This is a genomic window from Polaromonas sp. A23 (assembly GCF_002001015.1).
Taxonomy (GTDB): Bacteria; Pseudomonadota; Gammaproteobacteria; order Burkholderiales; family Burkholderiaceae_C; genus Polaromonas.
On the sequence record NZ_MUNO01000018.1, the window covers coordinates 60,688 to 81,959 of the forward strand.

General features: G+C 62.7%; 22 protein-coding genes. 12 read left to right on the forward strand and 10 right to left on the reverse strand.

Annotated elements, in window-relative coordinates; all coding sequences use genetic code 11:
* The first annotated feature begins 103 nt into the window (after positions 1 to 103).
* Both B0B52_RS09175 and B0B52_RS09180 read left to right on the forward strand, forming a co-directional pair.
* Complete coding sequence (locus B0B52_RS09175; protein ID WP_077593329.1) at positions 104 to 757, forward strand: VTT domain-containing protein; 654 nt, start codon at positions 104 to 106, stop codon at positions 755 to 757.
* Positions 758 to 848: 91 nt separating this feature from the next.
* Positions 849 to 2,699, forward strand: coding sequence for a long-chain fatty acid--CoA ligase (locus tag B0B52_RS09180; RefSeq protein ID WP_077593330.1), 1,851 nt, complete (start codon positions 849 to 851; stop codon positions 2,697 to 2,699).
* Here the strand turns inward: B0B52_RS09180 and B0B52_RS09185 are convergent.
* From B0B52_RS09185 to B0B52_RS09205, 5 genes are all read right to left on the reverse strand, one after another.
* Positions 2,683 to 3,939: an ROK family transcriptional regulator gene (locus B0B52_RS09185; protein ID WP_077593331.1), complete on the reverse strand. Its 1,257-nt coding sequence runs from the start codon at positions 3,937 to 3,939 to the stop codon at positions 2,683 to 2,685. The two genes, B0B52_RS09180 and B0B52_RS09185, sit on opposite strands and share 17 nt — an antisense overlap.
* Positions 3,936 to 4,388, reverse strand: a complete 453-nt coding sequence (locus B0B52_RS09190) for an RbsD/FucU family protein (protein WP_077593332.1) — start codon at positions 4,386 to 4,388, stop codon at positions 3,936 to 3,938. Before B0B52_RS09190 ends, B0B52_RS09185 begins: the two co-directional genes overlap by 4 nt.
* A 137-nt stretch (positions 4,389 to 4,525) precedes the next feature.
* The gene (locus tag B0B52_RS09195; RefSeq protein ID WP_077593333.1) at positions 4,526 to 5,335 is read right to left on the reverse strand and encodes an ATP-binding cassette domain-containing protein; all 810 of its coding nucleotides are present in this window, start codon (positions 5,333 to 5,335) and stop codon (positions 4,526 to 4,528) included.
* Positions 5,335 to 6,291 (reverse strand): ABC transporter permease, encoded by a 957-nt coding sequence (locus tag B0B52_RS09200; RefSeq protein WP_077593334.1) that lies wholly within the window; start codon positions 6,289 to 6,291, stop codon positions 5,335 to 5,337. The genes B0B52_RS09195 and B0B52_RS09200 overlap by 1 nt, the downstream gene beginning before the upstream one ends.
* Before the next feature lie 85 nt (positions 6,292 to 6,376).
* Positions 6,377 to 7,369, reverse strand: a complete 993-nt coding sequence (locus B0B52_RS09205) for a sugar ABC transporter substrate-binding protein (RefSeq protein WP_077593335.1) — start codon at positions 7,367 to 7,369, stop codon at positions 6,377 to 6,379.
* Between the two features lie 136 nt (positions 7,370 to 7,505).
* Here B0B52_RS09205 and B0B52_RS09210 point away from each other — a divergent pair, with 136 nt between their 5' ends.
* Positions 7,506 to 8,504, forward strand: coding sequence for a PfkB family carbohydrate kinase (locus B0B52_RS09210; RefSeq protein WP_168173513.1), 999 nt, complete (start codon positions 7,506 to 7,508; stop codon positions 8,502 to 8,504).
* 74 nt (positions 8,505 to 8,578) lie between these two features.
* Here the strand turns inward: B0B52_RS09210 and B0B52_RS09215 are convergent, their stop codons facing one another.
* A complete protein-coding gene (locus B0B52_RS09215; protein ID WP_077593337.1) occupies positions 8,579 to 8,797 on the reverse strand; it encodes a glycine zipper domain-containing protein in 219 nt (72 codons plus the stop codon).
* 489 nt (positions 8,798 to 9,286) lie between these two features.
* Between B0B52_RS09215 and B0B52_RS09220 the strand changes: the two genes are divergently transcribed.
* From B0B52_RS09220 to B0B52_RS09230, 3 genes are read left to right on the forward strand one after another with little or no spacing between them, the layout of a single operon-like run.
* Positions 9,287 to 9,721 (forward strand): cupin domain-containing protein, encoded by a 435-nt coding sequence (locus B0B52_RS09220; protein ID WP_077593338.1) that lies wholly within the window; start codon positions 9,287 to 9,289, stop codon positions 9,719 to 9,721.
* 46 nt (positions 9,722 to 9,767) lie between these two features.
* The gene (locus tag B0B52_RS09225) at positions 9,768 to 10,481 is read left to right on the forward strand and encodes a DAPG hydrolase family protein (protein ID WP_168173514.1); all 714 of its coding nucleotides are present in this window, start codon (positions 9,768 to 9,770) and stop codon (positions 10,479 to 10,481) included.
* A gap of 23 nt (positions 10,482 to 10,504) precedes the next feature.
* Positions 10,505 to 11,149 (forward strand): TetR/AcrR family transcriptional regulator, encoded by a 645-nt coding sequence (locus B0B52_RS09230; RefSeq protein WP_077593339.1) that lies wholly within the window; start codon positions 10,505 to 10,507, stop codon positions 11,147 to 11,149.
* Positions 11,150 to 11,214: 65 nt separating this feature from the next.
* Here B0B52_RS09230 and B0B52_RS09235 read toward each other — a convergent pair whose 3' ends face one another.
* Positions 11,215 to 12,603, reverse strand: a complete 1,389-nt coding sequence (locus B0B52_RS09235) for an N-acetylmuramoyl-L-alanine amidase (RefSeq protein ID WP_077593340.1) — start codon at positions 12,601 to 12,603, stop codon at positions 11,215 to 11,217.
* The gene (tsaE, locus tag B0B52_RS09240; protein WP_077593341.1) at positions 12,600 to 13,106 is read right to left on the reverse strand and encodes a tRNA (adenosine(37)-N6)-threonylcarbamoyltransferase complex ATPase subunit type 1 TsaE; all 507 of its coding nucleotides are present in this window, start codon (positions 13,104 to 13,106) and stop codon (positions 12,600 to 12,602) included. The genes B0B52_RS09235 and tsaE overlap by 4 nt, the downstream gene beginning before the upstream one ends.
* Positions 13,107 to 13,121: 15 nt before the next feature.
* On the opposite strand from tsaE, the gene queG reads away from it, so the two are divergent.
* Positions 13,122 to 14,177, forward strand: a complete 1,056-nt coding sequence (queG, locus tag B0B52_RS09245) for a tRNA epoxyqueuosine(34) reductase QueG (protein WP_077593565.1) — start codon at positions 13,122 to 13,124, stop codon at positions 14,175 to 14,177.
* A gap of 131 nt (positions 14,178 to 14,308) precedes the next feature.
* On the opposite strand, the gene B0B52_RS09250 is transcribed toward queG, so the two are convergent.
* On the reverse strand, positions 14,309 to 15,232 hold the full coding sequence (locus B0B52_RS09250; protein WP_077593342.1) for a LysR family transcriptional regulator: 924 nt from the start codon (positions 15,230 to 15,232) through the stop codon (positions 14,309 to 14,311).
* A gap of 101 nt (positions 15,233 to 15,333) precedes the next feature.
* Between B0B52_RS09250 and metE the strand changes: the two genes are divergently transcribed.
* The 4 genes from metE to B0B52_RS09270 all read left to right on the forward strand — a co-directional run bounded on the left by metE (position 15,334) and on the right by B0B52_RS09270 (position 19,440).
* The gene (metE, locus tag B0B52_RS09255) at positions 15,334 to 17,700 is read left to right on the forward strand and encodes a 5-methyltetrahydropteroyltriglutamate--homocysteine S-methyltransferase (RefSeq protein ID WP_077593343.1); all 2,367 of its coding nucleotides are present in this window, start codon (positions 15,334 to 15,336) and stop codon (positions 17,698 to 17,700) included.
* 47 nt (positions 17,701 to 17,747) lie between these two features.
* Positions 17,748 to 18,125, forward strand: a complete 378-nt coding sequence (locus tag B0B52_RS09260) for a DUF2946 family protein (RefSeq protein ID WP_168173516.1) — start codon at positions 17,748 to 17,750, stop codon at positions 18,123 to 18,125.
* Between the two features lie 224 nt (positions 18,126 to 18,349).
* Positions 18,350 to 18,898 (forward strand): YcnI family protein, encoded by a 549-nt coding sequence (locus tag B0B52_RS09265; RefSeq protein ID WP_254425673.1) that lies wholly within the window; start codon positions 18,350 to 18,352, stop codon positions 18,896 to 18,898.
* A 56-nt stretch (positions 18,899 to 18,954) separates the two neighbouring features.
* A complete protein-coding gene (locus tag B0B52_RS09270; protein ID WP_077593346.1) occupies positions 18,955 to 19,440 on the forward strand; it encodes a copper chaperone PCu(A)C in 486 nt (161 codons plus the stop codon).
* Here the strand turns inward: B0B52_RS09270 and B0B52_RS09275 are convergent, their stop codons facing one another.
* Positions 19,441 to 20,571 carry a sigma-54-dependent Fis family transcriptional regulator gene (locus B0B52_RS09275; protein WP_077593347.1) on the reverse strand — a complete coding sequence of 377 codons (1,131 nt, stop codon included), beginning with the start codon at positions 20,569 to 20,571 and terminating at the stop codon, positions 19,441 to 19,443.
* Positions 20,572 to 20,786: 215 nt separating this feature from the next.
* Between B0B52_RS09275 and B0B52_RS09280 the strand changes: the two genes are divergently transcribed.
* Entirely contained in the window at positions 20,787 to 21,254 is a 468-nt protein-coding gene (locus tag B0B52_RS09280) for a (2Fe-2S)-binding protein (protein WP_077593348.1), read from the forward strand.
* Positions 21,255 to 21,272 lie beyond the last annotated feature (18 nt).

Sequence of the window (21,272 nt, forward strand, 5' to 3'; positions counted from 1 at the left end):
ATGGATTCTAGGGTCGAACCGGTTATCACGATGCCACCGGAAGGCCTGGTGGGCAAAAGGTTTAACGAGTTGGCCCTTCGGAGTCGCGTGTCAAAATCGCCGCATGGAACTTATCGCCTTTCTCATTGATTTCATTCTTCATGTCGACAAGCACCTGGAGGCCTTTGTAACCAGCTACGGCGCCTGGGTGTATGCACTGTTGTTTCTGATCATCTTCGTGGAAACCGGGGTGGTCGTCATGCCGTTTCTGCCGGGTGACTCGTTGCTGTTTGTGGTGGGCGCCATGTGCGGCGTGGGCCTGATGAATTACCCGCTGTCCGTTGGTCTGCTGTTTGCCGCCGCAGTGCTGGGCAACCAGTCCAACTACACCATCGGCCGTTATTTCGGGCCCAAGGTGTTCCAGTGGGAAGACTCGAAGTTCTTCAACAAAAAGGCCTTCAACCAGGCGCATGAGTTTTACGAGCGCTACGGCGGGATCACCATCGTGGCGGCGCGTTTCATGCCTTTCCTGCGGACCTTTGCGCCCTTTGTGGCAGGTGTGTCCCAGATGACGCGCAGCAAGTTCACGCTCTACGACGTTGGTGGCGGCGCGCTCTGGGTCGGCGGCATCGTCACCATCGGCTATTTTTTTGGCAACATCCCGTTTGTCAAAACCCATCTCGACAAAATCATCTGGGCCATGATTCTCATTCCCGGGGTGTTTGTGCTGTATGGCGCCTGGAAGACGAGCCGGTCCACGCGCCAGCCGGCACGCTGAAGGGTTTTCACGGATACATTGATCCGGGGCAAGGCGGCCACGCTTTGCCGGTGCAAACTTGGTCAGACATGCTCCCTGGAAAAAACTGCCCATGACTGCCTTCGAGATGAATCTTTCTGCCGCGCAGACCCTGCCAGAGCTGCTGGCTTTCCGTGTGGCCAACAGCCCGCAGGCCGAGGCTTACCGTGAATTTGACGCCGGCGCCGGCCAGTGGGTCAGTACTTCCTGGATGCAGGCGAACGAGCGCTTTACCCAATGGCGCCATGCGCTGGCGGCCATGCAGTTGCCGCGGCAGGCAAGCATCGCCATTCTTCTGCCCAACGGACTGGATGCGGTCAGCCTTGACCAGGCGGCGCTGGCGCTGGGCCATGTGCCGGTGCCGCTGCATGCGCTGGACAATCCCGGCAGCATTGCCTACATCCTGGCTGACTGCGAAGCGGCGATGCTCATGGTTTCGTCGCTCGTGCAATGGCGCGCCATAGAGGTGCTCGGTGTTCCCATGCCGGCGCTGCGGCGTGTCGTGATTGCCGGGGAGGCAGTGGCTGCCGGCGCTTCTGCAACGGCTGTGCCGGTGTGTTCGCTGGCCGACTGGCTGGCAGCAGGGCAGGGGCATGACGCTGCGTGGTCGCCGCCGACCGCCGGGGACCTGGCGGCCATCGTCTACACCTCGGGCACCACCGGCAAGCCCAAGGGCGTGATGCTCACACATCGCAACGTGGTGGCCAATGTGCAGGCCATCCTCCAGCGCGTGGCACCCGTCGTGGACGACGTCTTCCTCTCATTTCTGCCGCTGTCGCACACCTTCGAGCGCACCGCCGGCTACTACCTGCCCCTGGCTACCGGAAGTTGCGTGGCCTATGCGCGTTCGGTAGCACTGCTGGCCGAGGACCTGAAAACGGTGCGGCCCACGGTGCTGGTGTCGGTGCCCCGCATCTATGAGCGCGTGTTTGCCAAACTGCAGGAGACCCTCGCTGGCTCGACGCTGAAGACCCGCCTGTTCGAAGCCACCCAGGCCGTGGGCTGGCGGCGTTTTTGCCGGTCGCAGGATTTGCCCCTGGCAACCGGTGAGGGCAGTGCCTGGTCCTGGCTGGACCCGCTGGCGTGGCCGCTGCTGGACCGCCTGGTGGCACAGACCTTGAGGGCGCAGTTTGGCGGGCGTGTGCGTGTGGCCGTTAGTGGCGGTGCGCCGCTGTCACATGCCGTGGCGCGCTGCTTCCTGGGGCTGGGCCTTCCCTTGCTGCAGGGCTACGGCATGACGGAAACTTCACCGGTGGTGGCGGCCAATGGTGTGGAAGACAACGACCCGGCCACCGTGGGCCGCGCGCTGCCCGGCGTTGAAGTGCGCCTGGGCGACAACCGCGAGCTGCAGGTGCGCGGTCCGTCGGTGATGAAGGGTTACTGGAAGCGGCCCGACGACACGGCGCGCGTGCTGTCGTCCGATGGCTGGCTGTCTACCGGTGACCAGGCAGACATGGAGGGCGGGCGTATCCGCATCATCGGCCGCATCAAGGAGATCATCGTGACGTCCACCGGCGAGAAAGTGCCGCCGGGCGATCTGGAGCTGGCCATTGCCGTCGATCCGCTGTTCGCCCAGGTTCTGGTGGTCGGCGAGAATCAGTCTTTCATCGCCTGCGTGGCCGTTGTGCACCCGGCTGAATGGCGCCGGCTGGCAGAGACGTTGAAGGTCGACCCCGATGACGCCGCCAGTTTGAAGCTGCCGGCGGTGCGGCGGGCTGCACTGGAGCGCATGGCGGTTCAGTGCAGCAACTTTCCGCGTTACGCCCAGCCGCGTGCCGTGCTGCTGACGATGGAGCCCTGGACGATGGAGAACGCCCTGATGACCCCGACGCTCAAGCTCAAGCGCAATAACCTGATGAAACGTTATGCGCGCGAGATCGAGGCGATGTACCGTCCCGAAACGCGGATCAGCGACCACCCTTGAGAAACAGGTCGCGGTCGGGGGCGAAGTTGGCGTGCAAAGGCAGCATGGCACCGCCCAGTGCGCGAGCGTCGGAGCCAATGCTGCCGGCCATTACCTGGGCGGGCCAGAGGCCTTCCCAGCTGTAGCGGCCCAGTGCAGCGCCCGTGGCGTCAATCAGGCGCTGCAGCAGGGGGCGGCAAAAGGAGCCGTCCATCACAACGGCGTCGATATCCAGCACGGCCGTTGCGCTGACCACGCTGTGGGCCAGTGCATTGGCGGCGCTGGCCACCCAGGCCTGGGTGTCGGACTCGAACGGCGGCTGCATGGCGCGTTCGTCGTAGGCTGCAGCCGGGTCAAGCCCGCGCGCCTTGAAACACTGCTCCAGTTCCCAGAGCGAGGCCTGGCTGATCAGCTGTGGCGGTGTGTCCGGCCCCTGGGCTACCTGCAATGGCAGCGATGCCACGGCACCGGCGTTGTTGTGGATGCCGGCGTGGAGTTGTGAGTTGATGACCAGGCCGCCGCCCACAAAGGTGTCGACAAACAGGTAGAGAAAACTCTTGAGGTCGCGCCCGCGGCCCGACACCAGTTCGGCCACGCAGGCCGCCGAGGTGTCTTTGGCAAAACTCACGGGCAGGTCGGTCATGGCCTGCACCTCGGCGCTGAGGTCGATGTGGTTCCAGCGGTCCGACTGCTGCGCCGATAGCCCCAGCATCCGGTGCCAGCCGCCGAGCTGGAAGGGCGCGGCCACCCCCACGCCTACCAGCCGCGGAGCCAGTGCACCGAGTTGTTCACGCAGGGCGAGCAGGTTCTGGCCGATCACGGGGAGCAGGGTGTCGGCATCGGGGAAGGCATAGGCGAGCGACAGGCGTTGGCGGACCTGCCCGGTGAAGTCGACCAGCAGCCAGTCGGTGCTGCGCCGGCCAATCTTGATGCCTACGGAAAAAGCACCGTCGGGGTTCAGCGCCAGTGGCACCGAGGGCTGGCCAATGCGCCCGCGCACGCGGTCGTGCCGGATCAGCAGGTCGTCTTCTTCGAGCCGCGTAGTGATCAGCCCGATGGTCTGTGCGGTGAGGCCGGTCAGGCGGGCCAGTTCGGCCTTGGGCACGCTGCCATGCAGTCGGATGGCCTGCAGCACCACGCGTTCATTGAACTGGCGCATGCCCACGTGGTTGGAGCCACGCTGGCGCAGCCACACGGGCGTGGCTGCTTCGGATTCCGCAGGGGTAGCTGTTGCAGCGGCGGTGGCAGAAGATTCGGTCATGGACGCAGATTTTCGCCGATGACCCCTTTGCGCAGGATGAAGTTGCCAAAAGGCTGCAACTCACCCGTCACCACAATGGCATAGGCTTGGCGTACCCGCTCATAAAACGCATAGCGCTCAACGGCCTCGGCCTGCTGGCGTGGCAGCCAGTTCGGGGCCAGCAGCCCCAGGACTTCGCGCTGCAAATCTGAACGGTAGGGTGCCTCGGTACCGCTGACCTGCATGTAGGCCACCGGATGATCCACGTCTTCAGCCAGAGGCAGTAGCGAAGCCACGGCTCGCACAGTCCGCGCCATGCCGTGGCCAGGCAGGCGCAGCACGGGTTTGCCCGCGCCCAGACTCATGGCCGTGAAGTTGGCGTCGGCCAGCAACAGCGCATCGTCATGGCCCATCTCGGCCAGCAGCTTGAGCAAGTCGGGCGTTAGCAGGGGGTCGATGCCTTTAAGCATGGGCGAGCCTCGGAGCGACAAGCATGGAGGTCTTCTTCACACCAGCCGGGGCCGCGGAACCGGCTTTGCCGGGCCGCAGGCGCAGCGCCCCACCGGGGGGCAGCGTAGTACGCGAAGCGACAAGCGTGGGGGCTGCTTCAGGCAAGCGCGGACTCCGGCAGTTCTTCGGCCGTCTTGGCGCCCGTCATCACGGCCACGGTGTCGCTCATGCTGATGGTCTTGGGATTGACGACTGCTGCACGGCGGCCCAGGCGCTGGATGTGGATGCGGTCGGCGATTTCAAACACGTGCGGCATGTTGTGGCTGATCAGGATGACGGGCAGGCCCTTGTCGCGCACCCGGCGAATCAGCTCCAGCACCATGTTGCCTTCTTTCACGCCCAGTGCGGCCGTGGGCTCGTCCATGATGACCACGTGCTGCGCAAAGGCGGCGGCGCGCGCCACGGCCACACATTGGCGCTGGCCGCCAGAGAGTGTTTCCACGGCCTGCGTCATCGAACGAATCCCGACCTTGAGCTCCTGCATGCGGGCAATGGCCTGCTCCAGCATCTTCTTCTTGTCGAGCACACGCAGCCAGCGGCCCAGGGGGCTGGGCCTGAGGAGTTCGCGGCCCAGGAAGAGGTTCTCCGCAATGCTCATGGCAGGGGCCACGGCCAGGTCCTGGTAGACGGTTTCGATCCCGGCGCGGCGCGCATCGATGGGGGACTTAAAGCGCATCGGCTTGCCGTCGAGCAGCAGCTCACCTTCGTCGGGCACTGTGGCGCCCGACAGGGCCTTGATCAGCGAGGACTTTCCGGCACCGTTGTCACCGATCACGGCCAGGATTTCGCCGGCACGCAATTCGAAGTCGGTGCCGTCCAGTGCGGTGACCTGGCCGTAGCGCTTCACCAGTCCCTTGGCCTGCATGACCAGAGGCGCGAAAGTGGGGAGGGGTGTTGGGGTGTTCATCAGCGGGGCCCTTTCCGCGACATCTGGTCAGCCGCGACCGCCAGGATCACCAGAATGCCGGTAATCAGTGTCTGGTAGACGGAGGCAACCCCCATCAGGGTCAGGCCGTTGCGGAACACGCCGACAATCACCGCGCCCACGAGTGTGCCCAGAATGATGCCGCGCCCGCCAAACAGGCTGGTGCCGCCCAGCACCACGGCGGTGATGGCATCGAGGTTTTCGGTTTGCCCGGCATTCGGATCGCCGACGCCGGTGCGCGCCACCGACAGGAGCGCGGCAATGCCGTAAAAAAGACCGGCCAGCGCGTAGACGGCCACCAGCACGCGGTCGACCCGGATGCCGGTCAGCCGTGCGGCTTCGGCGTTGTTGCCCACGGCGTACAGATGTCGGCCCGGCGCGGTGTCCCGCAAGACAAACCACGCCAGCAGGTAGAGGCCAATCATGGCGACGGTTCCCAGGCTGACTTCTGTGCTGCCCAGATCGAAGGTGTTGCCCAGCGCGGTCAACTCCGTCGGGAGGTTGGAAACGATTTGTGCGTTGGAGTAAATCTGAGTGATCGCAAATGCGATGTTCAGTGTGCCCAGCGTCACGATGAAAGGAGGCAATTTGATGCGGGTGACCAGCAAGCCATTGAGGAGGCCGAAGCCGGTCGTGACTGCCAGGCCGCAGGCAATCGCCGCGTAGGGGTCGATGCCGTAATTCACGGCGAACTTCGTCATCACCATGCCGCCCAATGCCATCACCATGCCGCAGGACAAGTCGATGCCGGCCGTCAGGATGATCAGGGTCTGCCCAATGGCCAGTACGCCGACCACCATCACCTGCTGCAACACCAGGGACAAATTTTCACCGGTCAGGAAGCGGTCTGACTGGGTGGTAAAAAAGATGCAGGTGGCCAGCAGGGCCAGCCAGGGGCCGAGCGCCCCCCACGGAATGTGGCGCGAAGACAGGTTCATCGGTAAGGGCCCAGGAGGAAAAAAATGATTTTGTCATCCCGCACCGAATCCGGCCCGGGATGAGAGGCGGCAAGCAATGGCTCGCTTACTTCGCGCCCCAGCAAAGGTCCATGCCCGTCTTGATGTCCTTGCTGTCGACACCCGGTAGGGCTTTGGCCGAAATCAGGGTCACGCCGGTGTCGGTGTAGCCTGAAGCCTTTTTGCCGCCCTTGGCATAACTCACGCCCGCCGCGACGCCCAGCGCCGCCATGGTCAGGGGGTATTGCTGCGAGGTTGCGGTGATCACGCCGGCTTGCGTGTCCTTGATGCCCTGGCAGCCGCCGTCGACCGAGAGAATGGTCACGCCTTTTTCCTTGCCGGCTTTTTTCAGGGCGTTGAACGCGCCCGCTGCTGCGGGTTCGTTGATGGTGTAGACCACGTTGATGTCGGGATTTTTCTGCAGGCAGTTTTCCATGGCGGTCTGGCTCTTGGCCCGGTCACCAAAACCATCGGCCATGCAGACCACGGCCGGGTCTTTGGACAGCTCGTTGGATTTCGCGTCTGCCGCGGGCAGACCGAACCCCTTCATGAAGCCGTTGTGACGCTGCGCTCCCACGGGATGGCCAGGGAACAGATCGAGCGTGGCAATTTTGGCGGGTTTGCCGGCCATCGCCGCCTTTGCGTACTGGCCAATCAACACGCCGGCTTTGTAGTTGTCGGTGGCGAACAGGGCATCGGCGCCTTTGAATGGGCTGTCCAGCGCAATCACCTGCACGCCTTTGGCCTGAAGTTTTTTGACGGTCGGGCTGATGGCGTCGCCGCTGGCGGTGATCAGGATGGTCTTGGCGCCACCGGCAGCCATGTTTTCCAGCGCGGTGATCTGGGCCGCGGTATCGCCGTCGGATTTGCCGGAGGCGGTCAGCAGTTTGGCGCCGAGTTTTTTGGCTTCGGCTTCTGCGCCTTCCTTCATCTTGACGAAGAAGGGGTTGGTGTCGGTTTTGGTGATCAGGCCGATCACAGGTTCGCCTGCTGCCAAGGCCGAAGAGGTGGCCAGTGCGAGGCTGGACAGTGCAAAAAGGGAAAGAGTGGTCTTTTTCATGAGATGGTCTCCTTGTTGAATCGACATTCAGGCCCGGGTTCGCGGGAAAGTACCCATGAGTGATGGGCGTTGGTGAACTATAGTGGCGCTTGAGTTATTAAATCAAGTTGTTTTAGTTATGGATTACCCTGAGATCATGGAAAACCCTGAGCAAGTGCTGCAAGTTGCAACCGCTGGTGAAGCATTGATTGACCTGATTGTTCAACCGGACGGACGTTATGAGCCCTGTCCGGGCGGCGCTGTTTTCAACCTGACGCGTGCGCTGGCGCGACAGGGCGTCAACACCCTGTACCTCAACCCTTTGTCGCATGATCGCTTCGGCCGCCAGCTGGCTGCAGCGTTGACTGGCGATGGTGTGCGGCTGGCCTGTCCGCAGCCTGTGGCGCAAAGCACTTCACTGGCCGTGGTGGGCCTGGATGACGCAGGCCATCCCGACTATGTTTTTTACCGGCAGGATGTGGCGGACCGCGCTGTCACGGCGGACAGCCTGATCCAGTCGTGTCAACGCGTTCCCGCGCTGGAGATGGTGTACACCGGCGCTCTCGCTCTCGCGCCGGAGGACTCCGGTCGCTATTTGCCGTGGCTGCGCGCCCAGCATCAAGCCGGCAGCGTGGTGGTGGTTGATGCCAACCTGCGGCCGTCGGTCATGCCGGACTTGCAGGCCTACAGACGCAACGTGCACGCCGCGCTGCAGCATGCTGACGTGGTCAAGGTCAGTGATGAAGATCTCGAAAACCTGGAGATACCCGGCGCTGATGTATTCGCGAGGGCGCGGCATCTGCTGGACGCGAGCGGCGCCAGTTTGCTGGTTTTGACTCTCGGCCCGCATGGGGCTTGTCTGTTGACGCGTGATGGCCGGCAGTGGCGAGCCCGCGAATCCCGGCCCTTGGCGGTGGTGGATACCGTGGGCGCAGGCGACTGTTTTCTCGCCGGCTTCATGGCCGCTTTGCTCGCGCGAAAAAACGGCGTGACTGGCACGGTCGACCTGCTCGCACTGCCGGACGATGCAGGACGCAGCTTGCTGGCCCACGCCATGGCCAGCGCCAGCTTGTGCGTTATGCGGCGTGGCTGTGTGCCCCCGACCGGCGCGGAAGTGCAGGCCAGGATTGAACAGGCAAGCTGCGTGTTCGAGTGACTGAGTGACGGCTACGGCCGATGCCGTACTGAAAAATCAGGGCAAAGAAGTCGAAGATCGCAAGCAAGACGGGCTTAACGCCTCTGGTCCTGACGTTTACCGATTTCGTTACCGATCACGGCGCCGGCAGCCGCGCCACCCACCGTGCCCAGTGTGCCGCCGCCCAGCGCACTACCAGCTGCTCCGCCAATCACCGCGCCGGTTGCTGTGCCTATTTGGGCATTCGTCGGGGGAGTGCTACAGCCGGCCAGTGTGACCAGGGCCGCTGTGAGGGCGATCAATAGTTTGTTCATGGCGTTCACCTTTCGTGTTTGTGCAGTCACGGTGCCGCGAACGCATGTGCGCTCACGCGCGCACCGTTGTCTGTGCTTTCACTTTAGTTTGAGTGCTTTCCCAGGTTGTAGGAAAGAGGCCAGCCTGCCTGTCGGCTTGCCGCGAAAGGCGCTGACCTACAGCGGGCGGTTACGCGCCAGTGGCGGGTTCTTTGCAAAGTAACGGTTGATGCCGCGCATCAAGGTCTCGCTCCCCGTCGCTCGGGACACGACTGATTCACGCTTGTGCACTGCACATGGCTCGCCTAGCAGGTATGAACGACGAGTCCTGCACCAGCAAGGGAGGAGCCGCGTCGATGGCTGCGCTCTACGTGAAATGACCTCATGTGCTTGCTGCGCCGGCTAGCGCAGCTCCTTAATTAATATAGCTGACACTATACAAATGATTTCGACAATGATATAGTGACGGCTATATTGTTTAATGGCCACGTTGGCCAAGGAGAAAACACTATGAATGTGACCAGAAGCCACGAAGGCCAAACGGTGCAGGTCCTGGGTGACCGCGTGACCATCAAGCTGCCTTCAGACCAGTCGACTCACGGGCTGTCTATCGTGACCGTCCACGTGCCGCCAGGCAGCGGCACTCCTTGCGTCACACACGCGCAGGAGGAAGAGGTCTACTTCGTGCTTGAGGGCGAGCTGCTGATGCACACGCCCACGGAGCGCCATCATCTGCAAGCCGGGGACATGGTCCACTTGCCGCCGCTCACGCCGCACGGGTACCGCAATCCCGGCGAGCAGCCAGCGTGCTTTCTGGCATGGACCGTTGGTGGCCCGATGGACCGCTTCTTCGTGAAGATGGCCGAGTCGGTGCACGAACTGCCGCGCGACCTGGACCGTATGCAGGCTGTGATGGCCGAGCATGGGGTCGAGTGCGTGTCCTGAATTTCCGCGAGCCGGGTTCGGCTCGCCCCTTTTCTTTGGAGATCCCATGTCAACAACCCTACCTGTCCGTTTTTCCCTGTCCGAGCAGCGGGACTTTCCCGCCTACCCGGACGACCACCCCGTGCCAGCCGAGCCGGTCACCGTGCCGTGGCCGCTTAAACCACTGGGGTCCGCCGAGTGCGGTGCCGAACGCCTTCCTGACGGCCGGTTGAGCTACTGGATTCGCCACGAGATCGTCAGCGGCGTTACGCCTCGCATGCTCGCCTGGTGGTTCTCCCACCTTGAGGGCGACATCATGGTGGCTGGGCAACGCATCAACCGTTACCGCGCCTGGCATCCCTACGACCACGTGCACGCCAGCTATGCGAGGCGCCGCCCCGACGGAAGCGTCGGCCCCGGCGCTGCGATCCGGCTGCGGGAATACCTGGGCGCCAACCCCCGCTATAACGTCGACACCGTAACCGACATCGAGAAGCTGGACGAGGAGGGCTTTATCCACAACCCGCGTCTGTTCGGGGTGAGCGGCTTGGTGCGCATGGAGTACCGTTTCATCTCGGTACCCGCGGGCACGCTGTACGAGAATCGCCTGCTAGTCGGCGGCGTGAGCGGGTGGCGGCGCTGGGTCACGCCTCTTATGCAGCGTTTCGGGTTCGACCATGCGCACGGGCTGGCGTGGCTGCGCCATAACATCGAGGAGGTGGGATTGTTCGAACATTTCCTCCCGGGCTTGTACCGGCAGGAGACGGGCTTTGCCGAGTGAGTTCGCGGCCCTAAACTCGGCAGATGCACTCTCCACCCCCCGCAGGCCGGCGCGGCCCCGTCCCGACAAAGCACATCGACATCCTATGGGCAGCCGCGCGGCTGTTCGCCGCGCGCGGCGTGGCGCAGACCAGCACGCGCGAGATTGCAGCTGCCGCCAACACTACCGAGCGAACGCTCTTCAAGCATTTCGGCACCAAGGACGGCCTGGTCCAGGCGGTGATTCAGGAGGCGGTCTTGCCGCATCTGGCGCCGACCTCCCTTGAGGCACTGAGGCAGGTAATCGAGTCGCACGGAGATGACTTCGCGACCTGGCATATGGCGCTGCTGAAGTCCCGCGCGGACAGCCTCTCGCATGCTCCCGAACTCACCCGCCTGCTACTGGTGGAAATGCTGCGCGATGAGGATCTGCTTCGTCGGTTCGCGGACCAATGGCGTCCTGCAGTCTGGGAGCCCCTGCTGCAATTGTTCAAGCGCTTGCAGCAGGAGGGAAAGATGTCGGAAACCTTCCCGGCGGACTCCCTTGTGCGGATGTTTCTTTCGCTGAACCTTGGGTACCTCCTGTCCAGATTTCTCCTGGCCCCGGACCTGGAATGGAGCGATCGCAAGGAGCAGGAGGCCATCGCCAGATTTTTCTTCGAGGCGGCTGGCGATTTGCCAGGCCGCTGAGTCATGTGCATGGATCCAGGACGAAGGCGGGTTTTCATTGCGGCCGATCCGCAGGAACTGTCTCGCTACAGCGGACGGCTACGCGCCAGCGGCGGGTTTTTAGCAAAGTAGCGGTTGATGCCGCGCATCAACGCATCGGCGAGCTGCACCTGGTAAACCTCGCTGCGCAGTCTGGCCTCTTCGTCCGGATTGCTGATGAAGGCGGTTTCCACCAGGATGCTGGGTATATCCGGCGCCTTGAGGACGGCAAAGCCGGCCTGTTCGACACGCGGCTTGTGCAGCTTGCCGACATTGCCGATCTCACCGAGCATGGCCCCGCCGAGCTTGAGGCTGTCGTTGATTTGCGCTGTCGTACTCATGTCGAACAACGCTTTCTGCACTTGCGCATCCTTGACTTTGACATTCACGCCGCCCACCAGGTCTGCAGAGTTTTCCTTGTCTGCAATCCAGCGCGCCGCGCTGCTGGACGCGCCTTTTTCACTGAGCGCAAAGACGCTGGCACCTTGCGGTCGCGGCGTGAAAAATGCGTCGGCATGAATGCTGATGAACAGATCGGCCTGCACTCGCCGGGCTTTTTGCACGCGCACATGCAGCGGTACAAAAAAATCGGCATCGCGCGTGAGGAAGGCACGCATGTTCGGGATCTGGTTGATGCGCTCGCGCAGCCGCAGTGCAATCTGCAGGACCACGTCTTTTTCTCGCGTGCCGCCGGGTCCGATGGCGCCCGGGTCTTCGCCGCCGTGCCCCGGGTCCAGTGCCACGATGATGAGGCGATCGGTTTTGCTGCGCGGCGCGGCGCCCCCAGATTCCGAAGGCGCTTTGGGCGCGCGGGCCGGCGTACGTTCGTTGTCGGCGTCCGGCGTGGTAGGGCGCGTGTTGTCGGCAGGTTTGGCTGGCGCCGGCTTGTCGGTCTGTTTGGCAATCAGGTCGCCGATCGGGTCAGTGGCCGGCGCAGAAGCAGGCGCCTGGGGCTTTTCTTTCAGGCGCTCGCCAATCAGTGCTTCCAACGGATCTGCCACCTGGGTGGGGTAGAGATCGAACACCAGCCGATGCTGGTAGGCTGCCACCGGCTGCAGCGAAAACACCTGAGGCCGCATGTGCTGCTTGAGGTCAACCACCAGGCGGACCACGCCCGGTGAGTTTTGCCCGACGCGTATGCCGGAGATATTGGGATCGTCTGGTTTGACCTTGGCCACCAACTCGCGCAGAGCCGGTATCAGCTCGATGCCTTCGATGTCCACCGCCAGCCGCGGCGGTTCGGCCACAAAGTAGGTTTTGGTTTTCAGGCCTGTGTCTGACTCGATGGTGACGCGGCTGTAATCCTTGGCAGGCCAGACTCGCACCGCGAGAATGGTCGCGCCCCGCGCAATATGCTGGGTGCCCAGCAGTAGCACGAGGCTGCCCATCTGCAGCACATTGCGCCGGCTGACCGGCGAAGGCGTCAAGCTGCTCATGGCATCAGGGCCGCACCTGCGGCCGTGTGGGCGGTGAGCGTGACAGCGCGCGTTTCGTTGGCCAGCATCTCCAGATGGATGTCCAGGTCGGCCGGCGGCAGGTGGCTGCCGGCTTTTTCAGGCCACTCAACGAGCTTCAGTCCGGGGCTGGCGAAGATGTCGCGAAAACCTGCTTCTTCCCATTCGTCGGGATCGTTGAAGCGGAAAAAATCGAAATGCCAGATATTGAGGTCGCCGGCTGATGCCGCACCTTCGACCGTATAGGGCTCAACCACCGCGTAGGTCGGGCTTTTGACTCGCCCCTGCACGCCCAGGGCCTTGAGTACATACCGTACCAGGGTGGTCTTGCCGGCGCCCAGATCGCCATGCAGCTGGATCAAGGTCTGGCTGTCTGTCCTGGAAGTGTGCAGCTTGCCCGCCAGTGTTTCGGCGAAAGCCCGGGTCTGGACTTCGGTGTCCCAGGCGATACTTTTTACAATGTCCTGGTGATCTTCAATAGCCATCAATTTGTTTCTCGAATTCAGACATGGGCGCGTGAGCTTGGATTCTCGCAAATCGGCATTGCCGGCGTGGACCTGTCATCGGCTGAGGCGGGACTGTCTGCATGGCTGGCCGCAGGCTTTCATGGTGACATGAATTACATGGCCGCGCATGGCCTCAAGCGGGCTCGTCCTGCCGAGCTTGTGCCCGGCACCGTCAGCGTGATCACCGCGCGCATGGACTACCTGCCTGCCTCGACACCTGCTGAGCCGGGCGAGTGGCAAGCCAGGGAGCTTGCGCGGCTGCAACGTCCGGATGAAGCAATTGTGTCGGTTTATGCACGCGGGCGGGACTATCACAAGATCATGCGAGCGCGGCTGCAAAAACTCAGCGAACGGATTGAAGCGGAGGCCAGCGCTTTCGGGCACCGCGTGTTCACTGATTCGGCACCGGTGCTTGAGGCGGAGCTTGCCGCTCGCAGCGGTCAGGGCTGGCGCGGCAAACACACGCTGCTGCTCAATCGTGAAGCCGGCTCCATGTTTTTCCTCGGCGAAATTTACGTGGACATTGCCCTGCCGCCCAGTGATCCCGTTTCCGGCCATTGCGGCAGTTGCAGTGCCTGCATCGATATTTGCCCGACGCGGGCGATCATTGCGCCGCACAAGCTCGATGCACGCCGCTGCATTTCTTACCTGACCATTGAACATGCGGGCCCGATACCGCTGGAGCTGCGCCCGCTGATCGGAAACCGGATTTACGGTTGCGACGATTGCCAGTTGATTTGCCCCTGGAACAAGTTTGCGCAGCGCAGTGCCTTGCCCGACTTCGACGAGCGCCAGGGCCTGACCGGCCAGCAGCTGACGACACTGTTTGCCTGGACGGAAGAGGAGTTTTTGCGCCATACCGAGGGCAGTGCGATCAGGCGCATCGGCCATGAACGCTGGTTGCGCAATATCGCCGTTGCCATGGGTAACGCGCTGCATGCCGGCACGGGGGACGACGCCAACCTGCGCGCAGCTTTGCTGGCGCGGCGCGATCATGCCAGTGACGTTGTGCGGGAACATGTGGAATGGGCTCTTTCGTCAGGAGTTTAAGACAAAATTGGCCTCTTGCCCTTTAAACACGGGCAAAGGTAGCTACTAATTTGGTAGCATTTTGTATGCCCATGCGCCGGCTTGCCTGGTGTGTTCCGGCAGTTGCCGCTGGCCACTGGGCATAATTTTTCTCACAGAAGCTCGATTTCACTCAAAGTCAAAAAGCAGCTCTCGCGCGTGATCGCCACAAAGTCAGCCAGCCAGGGGCGGGCTGATGTTGCCTCGGTGCAAGCCACGTACAAGCGGCCGGTCAATCCCTTCTTGCCCACTGGCCGTGCGGTGACATAGCCCCGGTCCAGATAGCTTTGCACCGCCCACTTGGGCAGCGTGGCAATGCCGCGGCCGCTGGCGACCAATTGCAGCATGGCAATCGTCAGTTCGGTGGTGCGGCGTGCGGGCTTGACGCCCGCCGGCTCCAGCACCTGGCGCACGACGTCCAGCATGTCGTCGGGCACGGGGTAGGTGATCAGCGTTTCCCTGGCGAAATCTTTGGCCGTGAGGTGCGTCCTGGCCGTCAGTGCATGGTGGTTGGCCAGTAGCGCCATGATTTCGAAACGGAACAGCGGATGAAAGTCCACTGTTTCATCGGCGTCCGCTTCCGACACGATGGCGATATCGGCGCGGTCTTGCAGAACGAGCGCAATCGGGTCGGGGTGAAAGCCTGACACGATGTCCAGTTCCACCTCGGGCCAGCGCGTGCGAAAGGCGTCCATCGCCGGCATCAGCCAGTCAAAGCAGGTATGGCATTCCACTGCGATGCGCAATTGCCCCGAGCGACCGGTGGCCAGCCGCGCCACGTCGCGTTCGGCACCTTCCACCTGCGGCAGCACGGCATCGGCCAGGGCCAAGAGCCGCAGGCCGGTGGTGCTGAATTGCGGCGGCACCGATTTGCGTTCAAACAAGGCCGCGCCGTAGCGGTCCTCCAGCAGCTTGACCTGGTGCGACAGGGCCGACTGCGTGAGATTGAGCAATTGCGCAGCCCGCACCAGGCTGCCGGCATCGCGCAGCGCGACCAGCGTTCGCAGGTGGCGGATTTCAAGAACAGATTGATGCATTAATAATTTTCATGTTAATGGGCTAAATGTTTCGTTTGAATAATAAATCAATTCAACTGATCATGCTGTCTTGATCCACCAATCACTTCAGAAAGACTTGCATGAGCGCCAGGCCAACTCTCTCCCACACTCTGGGTTTTCCCCGCATGGGCGCACACCGCGAACTGAAATTCGCGCTTGAACAGCACTGGAAAGGCGACATCGATGCCGCAGCGCTGGAAGTTGCCGGCGCCGACCTGCGCGCGCGGCACTGGGCGGTCCAGCGCGAAGCCGGGCTGGACTTTGTCACGGTGGGCGACTTTGCCTTTTATGACCATGTCGCCAACCACATCCAGCTGCTTGGCTGCGAGCCTGCCCGGTTTGGTTTTCACGGCGATGAATCAGCTCTGTCGCGTTACTTTTCGATGGCGCGCGGAGTGCAGGTCGATGCTGCACACAGCCATGCTCCGGCATGTAAACACAGCCGCAGCTCCGAGGGCGAGCCCGCCCTGGAAATGACCAAGTGGTTCGACACCAACTACCACTACCTGGTACCCGAATTTTCCAGTGCAACCCGGTTCAAGCTGGCTGAAAACCGCTTGTTCGGGGAGATGGATGAGGCGCTGCAGGCCGGCCACCCGGTCAAAGCGGTATTGCTCGGGCCTTTGAGCTTCTTGTGGCTGGGCAAGGAAAAGGAGGCTGGTTTTGATCGTTTTTCCTTGCTGGAGCAACTGCTGCCGGTCTACGAACAAATCCTCGGTCGCCTGAAGGCCCAGGGGGTGCAGTGGGTGCAGATCGACGAGCCCATTCTCGGGCTGGACCTGTCCGGGCCATGGCGCCATGCTTTCGAGAAAGCTTATTGGCAGCTGTCCCGGCGCGCTCCGCCTATTTTGCTGGCCACCTACTTTTCGCCGTTGCAGGAGAACCTGCGCATGGCCTGCCAGCTGCCTGTTGCCGGGCTGCATGTGGATGCTGTCCGCGCGCCAGAAGAATTGCTGGGCGTTGCCGACTGGTTGCCCAGCTACAAGGTTTTGTCAGTTGGTATTGTTGACGGCCGCAACATCTGGCGTACCGACCTTGATGCCGCGCTTGGCAGACTCCGTCCGATCGCCGAGAAGCACCAGGGCGCGCTGTGGATTGCGCCGTCCTGTTCGCTGCTGCATGCGCCCTACAGTTTGCAAGCCGAGACGGCACAGAACCCCGAGATCAAATCCTGGCTGGCTTTTGCGGTGGAAAAACTCGGCGAGCTGAAAACACTCAAAGCCGTGCTCAATGATGGCGAGGCCTCCGTACAGGCCGAGCTGGAGGGCGCGCGTGTTGCCTGCGCGGCCCGTCGCACGAGCCCGCGTGTGCACCGCGCCGACGTGGCCTTGCGCCTGGCCCGCACAACCGCCGATGACGACCACCGCCTCTCCGGTTTCGCGCGGCGCCAGGCTGTGCAGGCCGCTTGCCTCGGGCTGCCGCTGATGCCGACCACCACCATAGGCTCTTTCCCCCAGACCGCAGAGATTCGTGCCGCCCGCGCGGCCTTCAAGCGCGGCCAGCTGGACGAAGCTGCGTACCGCGGAAAAATGCAGGCCGAAATTGCTCTGGCCGTGCGCAAGCAGACGGCCATCGGTCTGGACGTGCTGGTGCACGGCGAGGCCGAGCGCAATGACATGGTGGAGTATTTCGGTGAGCAGCTCGACGGCTTTGCCTTCACGGCCAATGGCTGGGTGCAGTCTTACGGTTCGCGCTGCGTGAAGCCGCCGGTGATTTACGGCGATGTGTCGCGCCCCGCGCCCATGACGGTAGAGTGGACGACCTACGCCCAGAGTCTGACCGAGCTGCCCATGAAGGGCATGCTTACCGGTCCGATCACCATCTTGCAGTGGTCGTTTGTGCGCGACGACCAGCCACGCAGCATCACAACACAACAGATTGCTTGGGCTATTCGCGACGAGGTGGTGGACCTGGAGCGCGCCGGGATTGGCATCATCCAGATCGACGAGCCCGCCATACGCGAAGGATTGCCGTTGCGCCGGGCGGACTGGAAGGCTTATCTCGCCTGGGCGACCCGCGCCTTTCGGATCAGCGCCAGCGGGGTGGCCGACCGCACGCAGATCCATACCCACATGTGTTATTCGGAATTCAACGACATCCTTCCCGAGATCGCCGCCATGGATGCGGATGTGATCACGATAGAGACCAGCCGCTCGGGCATGGAGTTGCTGCGCGGGTTTGGTGACTTCAAGTACCCCAATGAAATTGGCCCGGGTGTGTACGACATTCATTCGCCGCGCGTGCCGGCGGTCAGTGAAATGGTCACCCTGCTGAAAAAGGCCGCCAGCGTGATACCTGCGCGCAATCTCTGGATCAACCCGGACTGCGGCCTCAAAACCCGCGGCTGGCCCGAAACCGAGGCTGCACTGGTCAACATGGTGGAGGCGGCGCGGCGTGTGCGGCAGGAAATAGCGACAGCCTCAAGCGAGCGCCTGGCAACCGTGTGAGGTCGCGGCTTCGGTCGCAGTGTGCCGCGTCTTTATATAATCGCGCGGTGCCAAACACTTCTTCCTCTTGCCCGCTGTGGGCTCGCTTTGCCGCGTGGTTGGGGTTTTTGGCTGTCTTCTCCGCGCTGCTGGCGCCCGTGTCCATGCTGGCCGAAGAAGTGCGCACTGGCAAGCTTGGGGGGCTGTGCAGCGTGGCTTCCCAGGCAAGCTCTACCGGAGCGCTCGGCGGTTCAGGCACCGATGACACCTCCCTGACCAGTGGCCACTGCGACCTGTGCGGCTCGCTTGGGCTCGGTCTGCCGCCGTTGCCGCAAACCGAAGTGGTTTCTGCTGCCGTCACCGCGATGGCGGTGTTCCATGACGATGCCGTTCGCTCGGCGTCTTCGCCGGGGCTGCCTTTCAGCCGCGGCCCGCCTGTACTTTGAACTGAAGCGCCTCTCCCGGAGGTCTGACGTGTGATGGTCTTTCGGTCTTCACACCGTCCTTTTAATTTCCAGGGTGCAGTTTCACCACATTTTCGTCGCGCACCTTCGCGTGTGTTTTTCCTGGCTTGCGCATGAACAGGCGCACTTGCCAGATCCCTGGGCATAGCCACGATGCGTGAGCTTGTAGCCCCAGGATGGCCCCTACCGTTTTAGAAAGTTTCACCGTGCATTTTTCATTTGCTACCAAATTAATAGCTTCCTTCGCATTGTTGGCGGGGGCTGCACCCGCTTTTTCTCATATTGTTCTGGAAAACAAGAGCGCACCCGCCGGCAGCAGCTACAAGGCCGTGTTCCTCGTTGGCCACGGCTGCCAGGGCTCGGCCACCACCGGCGTGTCGGTGCAGATCCCGACCGGTTTCCTGGGCGCCAAGCCTTATCCGAAAGCCGGCTGGACCGTGTCAGCCCAGCTTGGCAAGCTTGCCAAGCCCTATGAGAGCCATGGCAAACAGATAAGCGAAGACGTGACGGTGGTCAGCTGGAAAGCGGCAACGCCGGGAGCTGGGCTGCCGGACGCGTTTTTTGACGAATTCGTGCTGCGCGGAAAATTGCCTGTAAGCCCAGGCCCGCTCTGGTTCAAGGTGCTGCAGACCTGTGAAAACGGCAGCAACGACTGGAGCGAGATTCCTGCCTCGGGCATCTCTACCCAGGGCCTGAAGTTACCCGCTGCCCTGCTGGAAATCAAGCCCGCTGAAACCGCTCACCACCATCATTGAGCCCTTGCATCCGATTCGACAGCTCTCATTTATTTTCTAACTTCAGAAAGAAGCGCATGAAACTCAAAACCATTGCAACCGTGCTGGCTCTGACCGCCGGATTCGCCCAAGCCCAGTCCGTCGACGTGAAAAATGCCTGGGTGCGCAGCGCGGTGCCCGGCCAGTCGGGCACGGGCGCCTTCATGGCCCTGACGTCCAAAGACGGCACGAAGCTGGTGGGGGCGTCGTCCCCCGTGGCCGGTGTGGCGGAAGTCCATGAGATGAAGATGGAAGGCGACATCATGCGGATGCGTGCCGTGCCCGTGCTGGATTTACCGGCCGGCCAGACCGTGCAACTCAAGCCCGGCGGCTACCACGTGATGCTGATGGGGCTGAAGCAGGCGCTGCCCAACGGCAGCACCGTGCCGCTGACACTGACCTTCAAGGATGCGAAAGGCCAGGAGAGCAAGGTGGAGCTGAAGCTGCCGGTGGCCGCTTCGGCGCCGGGCGCTGCTGCCGCGCCGGCATCAGGCAAGGCCGATGCCATGCACCACAAGCACTGATTATTTAGCTTTGCCGCCCAGCCGCCGGTAAACGGTGGCGCGGCTGATGCCAAGTGCTCGCGCCGCCTTCATGACGTTGCCTTTGGCTTCGTTGACGGCCTTGCGTATCAGCGCCGTTTCGACGTCCTTGAGCGGCAGGGCCGGCGCTGCCCGGCCATTGAGCCGGCCCGACGCGCCGGCGCGCCCGCGCAGCAGCGGCAGCGCGTGCAGGCGCAGGCCGGACCACAGGGGCACGTCCATGGCTTGGGCGTAACCCAAGGTGTCGCTTTTGGCGGCGTCAAACAGCATCTCGTAAGGCATGGCAAACAGCTCGCTGCAGTGCACCGCTGCCGGGCTGCCGACCTGCAACGCCGGTACCATTTGCCGCGCGGCCGGGTTGGCGCCGCTGACCCAGCCGTCCGGGTCCACGCAGACCAGGCCGTCCGAGTCTTCGCCCAGGCATTGGCTGGACCAGTTCAGACGGATCAGCAACTCGTGCGGCCGGCTTTGCATCAGCGCGTTTTCAATGCTGCGTGCCGACTGCACGACCAGGTGTTTGAGTTCGGGGCGCTCCACCGTGTCCACGCCGGTCAGGTCCAGCATGCCGGCGCAACGGCCATCGGGGTCGAACAGCGGTGCACCGGCGCAGCTGTAGGCAGAGTTGGATGTAAAAAAATGTTCGCCGCGGTGCAGCCAGACCGGCTGCAACTCGCTCAGCGCGGCACCAATCGCGGTGGTCCCCACACGTTGTTCGGACAGGTCCACCCCGATGCGCGTGATCAGGTCGGCCCGGCGGTCGCGCCGGTCGATGGCGCCGTTCACGTCGACCACCACGCCCTGTGCATTGGTCAGGATGGCGAAGTAGCGTGTGCTGGCGATGGCGGCGCCTAGCTTTTCCAGCACCGGACGCGCGGCCTGCACCAGCATGTGGTTGGCTTCCTCGGTGCGGCGCAGGGCCTGCGCGGGCAACACATCGAAGCTGATGGGTTGTTCGGGAGTCTGACCGTTGGCCAGGCAGCGCTGCCAGGAGCGTTCTATCCACGGTTCAGCCAGCACGCCGGAGAGGTTTTTGCCTTCCTGCAGCACCGCCCGGCGCGCATGCGCAATCTGCTGCAGGCGTTGCTCGGAGGAGGGCGGGAGGACGGACAGCATGGGTGTGGAAATGCGGAAGAGGCAGCCTACCAGACCTGCCGCAGACACGTCGGCTTACGTGTTTGGCGGGGAGTGTTCCATTTTGAGAATTTCAACGGGCTTTGGCAAGGTCCTAGGGTTTTACCTAGGGTTCCCCAGGGGGGCCAATTCAACAATGACTGGTTAATCCGCCAAGCTCATCCGTAGCCAAACAACAGCCATCAGGAGACAAGCCCATGCAAGTTCAGCTCAAAGTCAACGGCAAGGCAAAAAGTGTCGAGACGCCCCCCAACACATTGCTGGTGCAGGTGCTGCGCGAGCAGCTCCATCTGACCGGCACCCACGTGGGCTGTGACACCGCCCAGTGCGGCGCCTGCACGGTCATCATGAACGGGCGTGCCGTCAAGTCCTGCAACATCCTGGCCGCCCAAGCTGAAGGTGCTGACATCACCACCATCGAAGGTTTGGCGGCCGCCGACGGCACCATGCACCCGATGCAGGCGGCCTTCAAGGAATGCCATGGCCTGCAATGCGGTTTCTGCACCACCGGCATGGTGATGAGTGCGGTGGACCTGTGCAAGCACCACCCGAAAGCCAGCGAAGGCGAAATCCGCGAGCTGCTCGAAGGCAACATCTGCCGCTGCACCGGTTACCAGAACATCGTCAAGGCGGTGCAGCAGGGTGCTGCCGCCATGGCGACCTGAACCAGCCAGCGTCTCAGG

Excerpts from the sequence above, each read along its gene's own strand:
- B0B52_RS09175 (WP_077593329.1), top strand. The coding sequence starts at position 104 with ATGGAACTTATCGCCTTTCTCATTGATTTCATTCTTCATGTCGACAAG.
- B0B52_RS09180 (WP_077593330.1), top strand. The coding sequence starts at position 849 with ATGACTGCCTTCGAGATGAATCTTTCTGCCGCGCAGACCCTGCCAGAG.
- B0B52_RS09185 (WP_077593331.1), bottom strand. The coding sequence starts at position 3,939 with ATGACCGAATCTTCTGCCACCGCCGCTGCAACAGCTACCCCTGCGGAA.
- B0B52_RS09190 (WP_077593332.1), bottom strand. The coding sequence starts at position 4,388 with ATGCTTAAAGGCATCGACCCCCTGCTAACGCCCGACTTGCTCAAGCTG.
- B0B52_RS09195 (WP_077593333.1), bottom strand. The coding sequence starts at position 5,335 with ATGAACACCCCAACACCCCTCCCCACTTTCGCGCCTCTGGTCATGCAG.
- B0B52_RS09200 (WP_077593334.1), bottom strand. The coding sequence starts at position 6,291 with ATGAACCTGTCTTCGCGCCACATTCCGTGGGGGGCGCTCGGCCCCTGG.
- B0B52_RS09205 (WP_077593335.1), bottom strand. The coding sequence starts at position 7,369 with ATGAAAAAGACCACTCTTTCCCTTTTTGCACTGTCCAGCCTCGCACTG.
- B0B52_RS09210 (WP_168173513.1), top strand. The coding sequence starts at position 7,506 with ATGGAAAACCCTGAGCAAGTGCTGCAAGTTGCAACCGCTGGTGAAGCA.
- B0B52_RS09215 (WP_077593337.1), bottom strand. The coding sequence starts at position 8,797 with ATGAACAAACTATTGATCGCCCTCACAGCGGCCCTGGTCACACTGGCC.
- B0B52_RS09220 (WP_077593338.1), top strand. The coding sequence starts at position 9,287 with ATGAATGTGACCAGAAGCCACGAAGGCCAAACGGTGCAGGTCCTGGGT.
- B0B52_RS09225 (WP_168173514.1), top strand. The coding sequence starts at position 9,768 with ATGTCAACAACCCTACCTGTCCGTTTTTCCCTGTCCGAGCAGCGGGAC.
- B0B52_RS09230 (WP_077593339.1), top strand. The coding sequence starts at position 10,505 with ATGCACTCTCCACCCCCCGCAGGCCGGCGCGGCCCCGTCCCGACAAAG.
- B0B52_RS09235 (WP_077593340.1), bottom strand. The coding sequence starts at position 12,603 with ATGAGCAGCTTGACGCCTTCGCCGGTCAGCCGGCGCAATGTGCTGCAG.
- tsaE (WP_077593341.1), bottom strand. The coding sequence starts at position 13,106 with ATGGCTATTGAAGATCACCAGGACATTGTAAAAAGTATCGCCTGGGAC.
- B0B52_RS09250 (WP_077593342.1), bottom strand. The coding sequence starts at position 15,232 with ATGCATCAATCTGTTCTTGAAATCCGCCACCTGCGAACGCTGGTCGCG.
- metE (WP_077593343.1), top strand. The coding sequence starts at position 15,334 with ATGAGCGCCAGGCCAACTCTCTCCCACACTCTGGGTTTTCCCCGCATG.
- B0B52_RS09270 (WP_077593346.1), top strand. The coding sequence starts at position 18,955 with ATGAAACTCAAAACCATTGCAACCGTGCTGGCTCTGACCGCCGGATTC.
- B0B52_RS09275 (WP_077593347.1), bottom strand. The coding sequence starts at position 20,571 with ATGCTGTCCGTCCTCCCGCCCTCCTCCGAGCAACGCCTGCAGCAGATT.
- B0B52_RS09280 (WP_077593348.1), top strand. The coding sequence starts at position 20,787 with ATGCAAGTTCAGCTCAAAGTCAACGGCAAGGCAAAAAGTGTCGAGACG.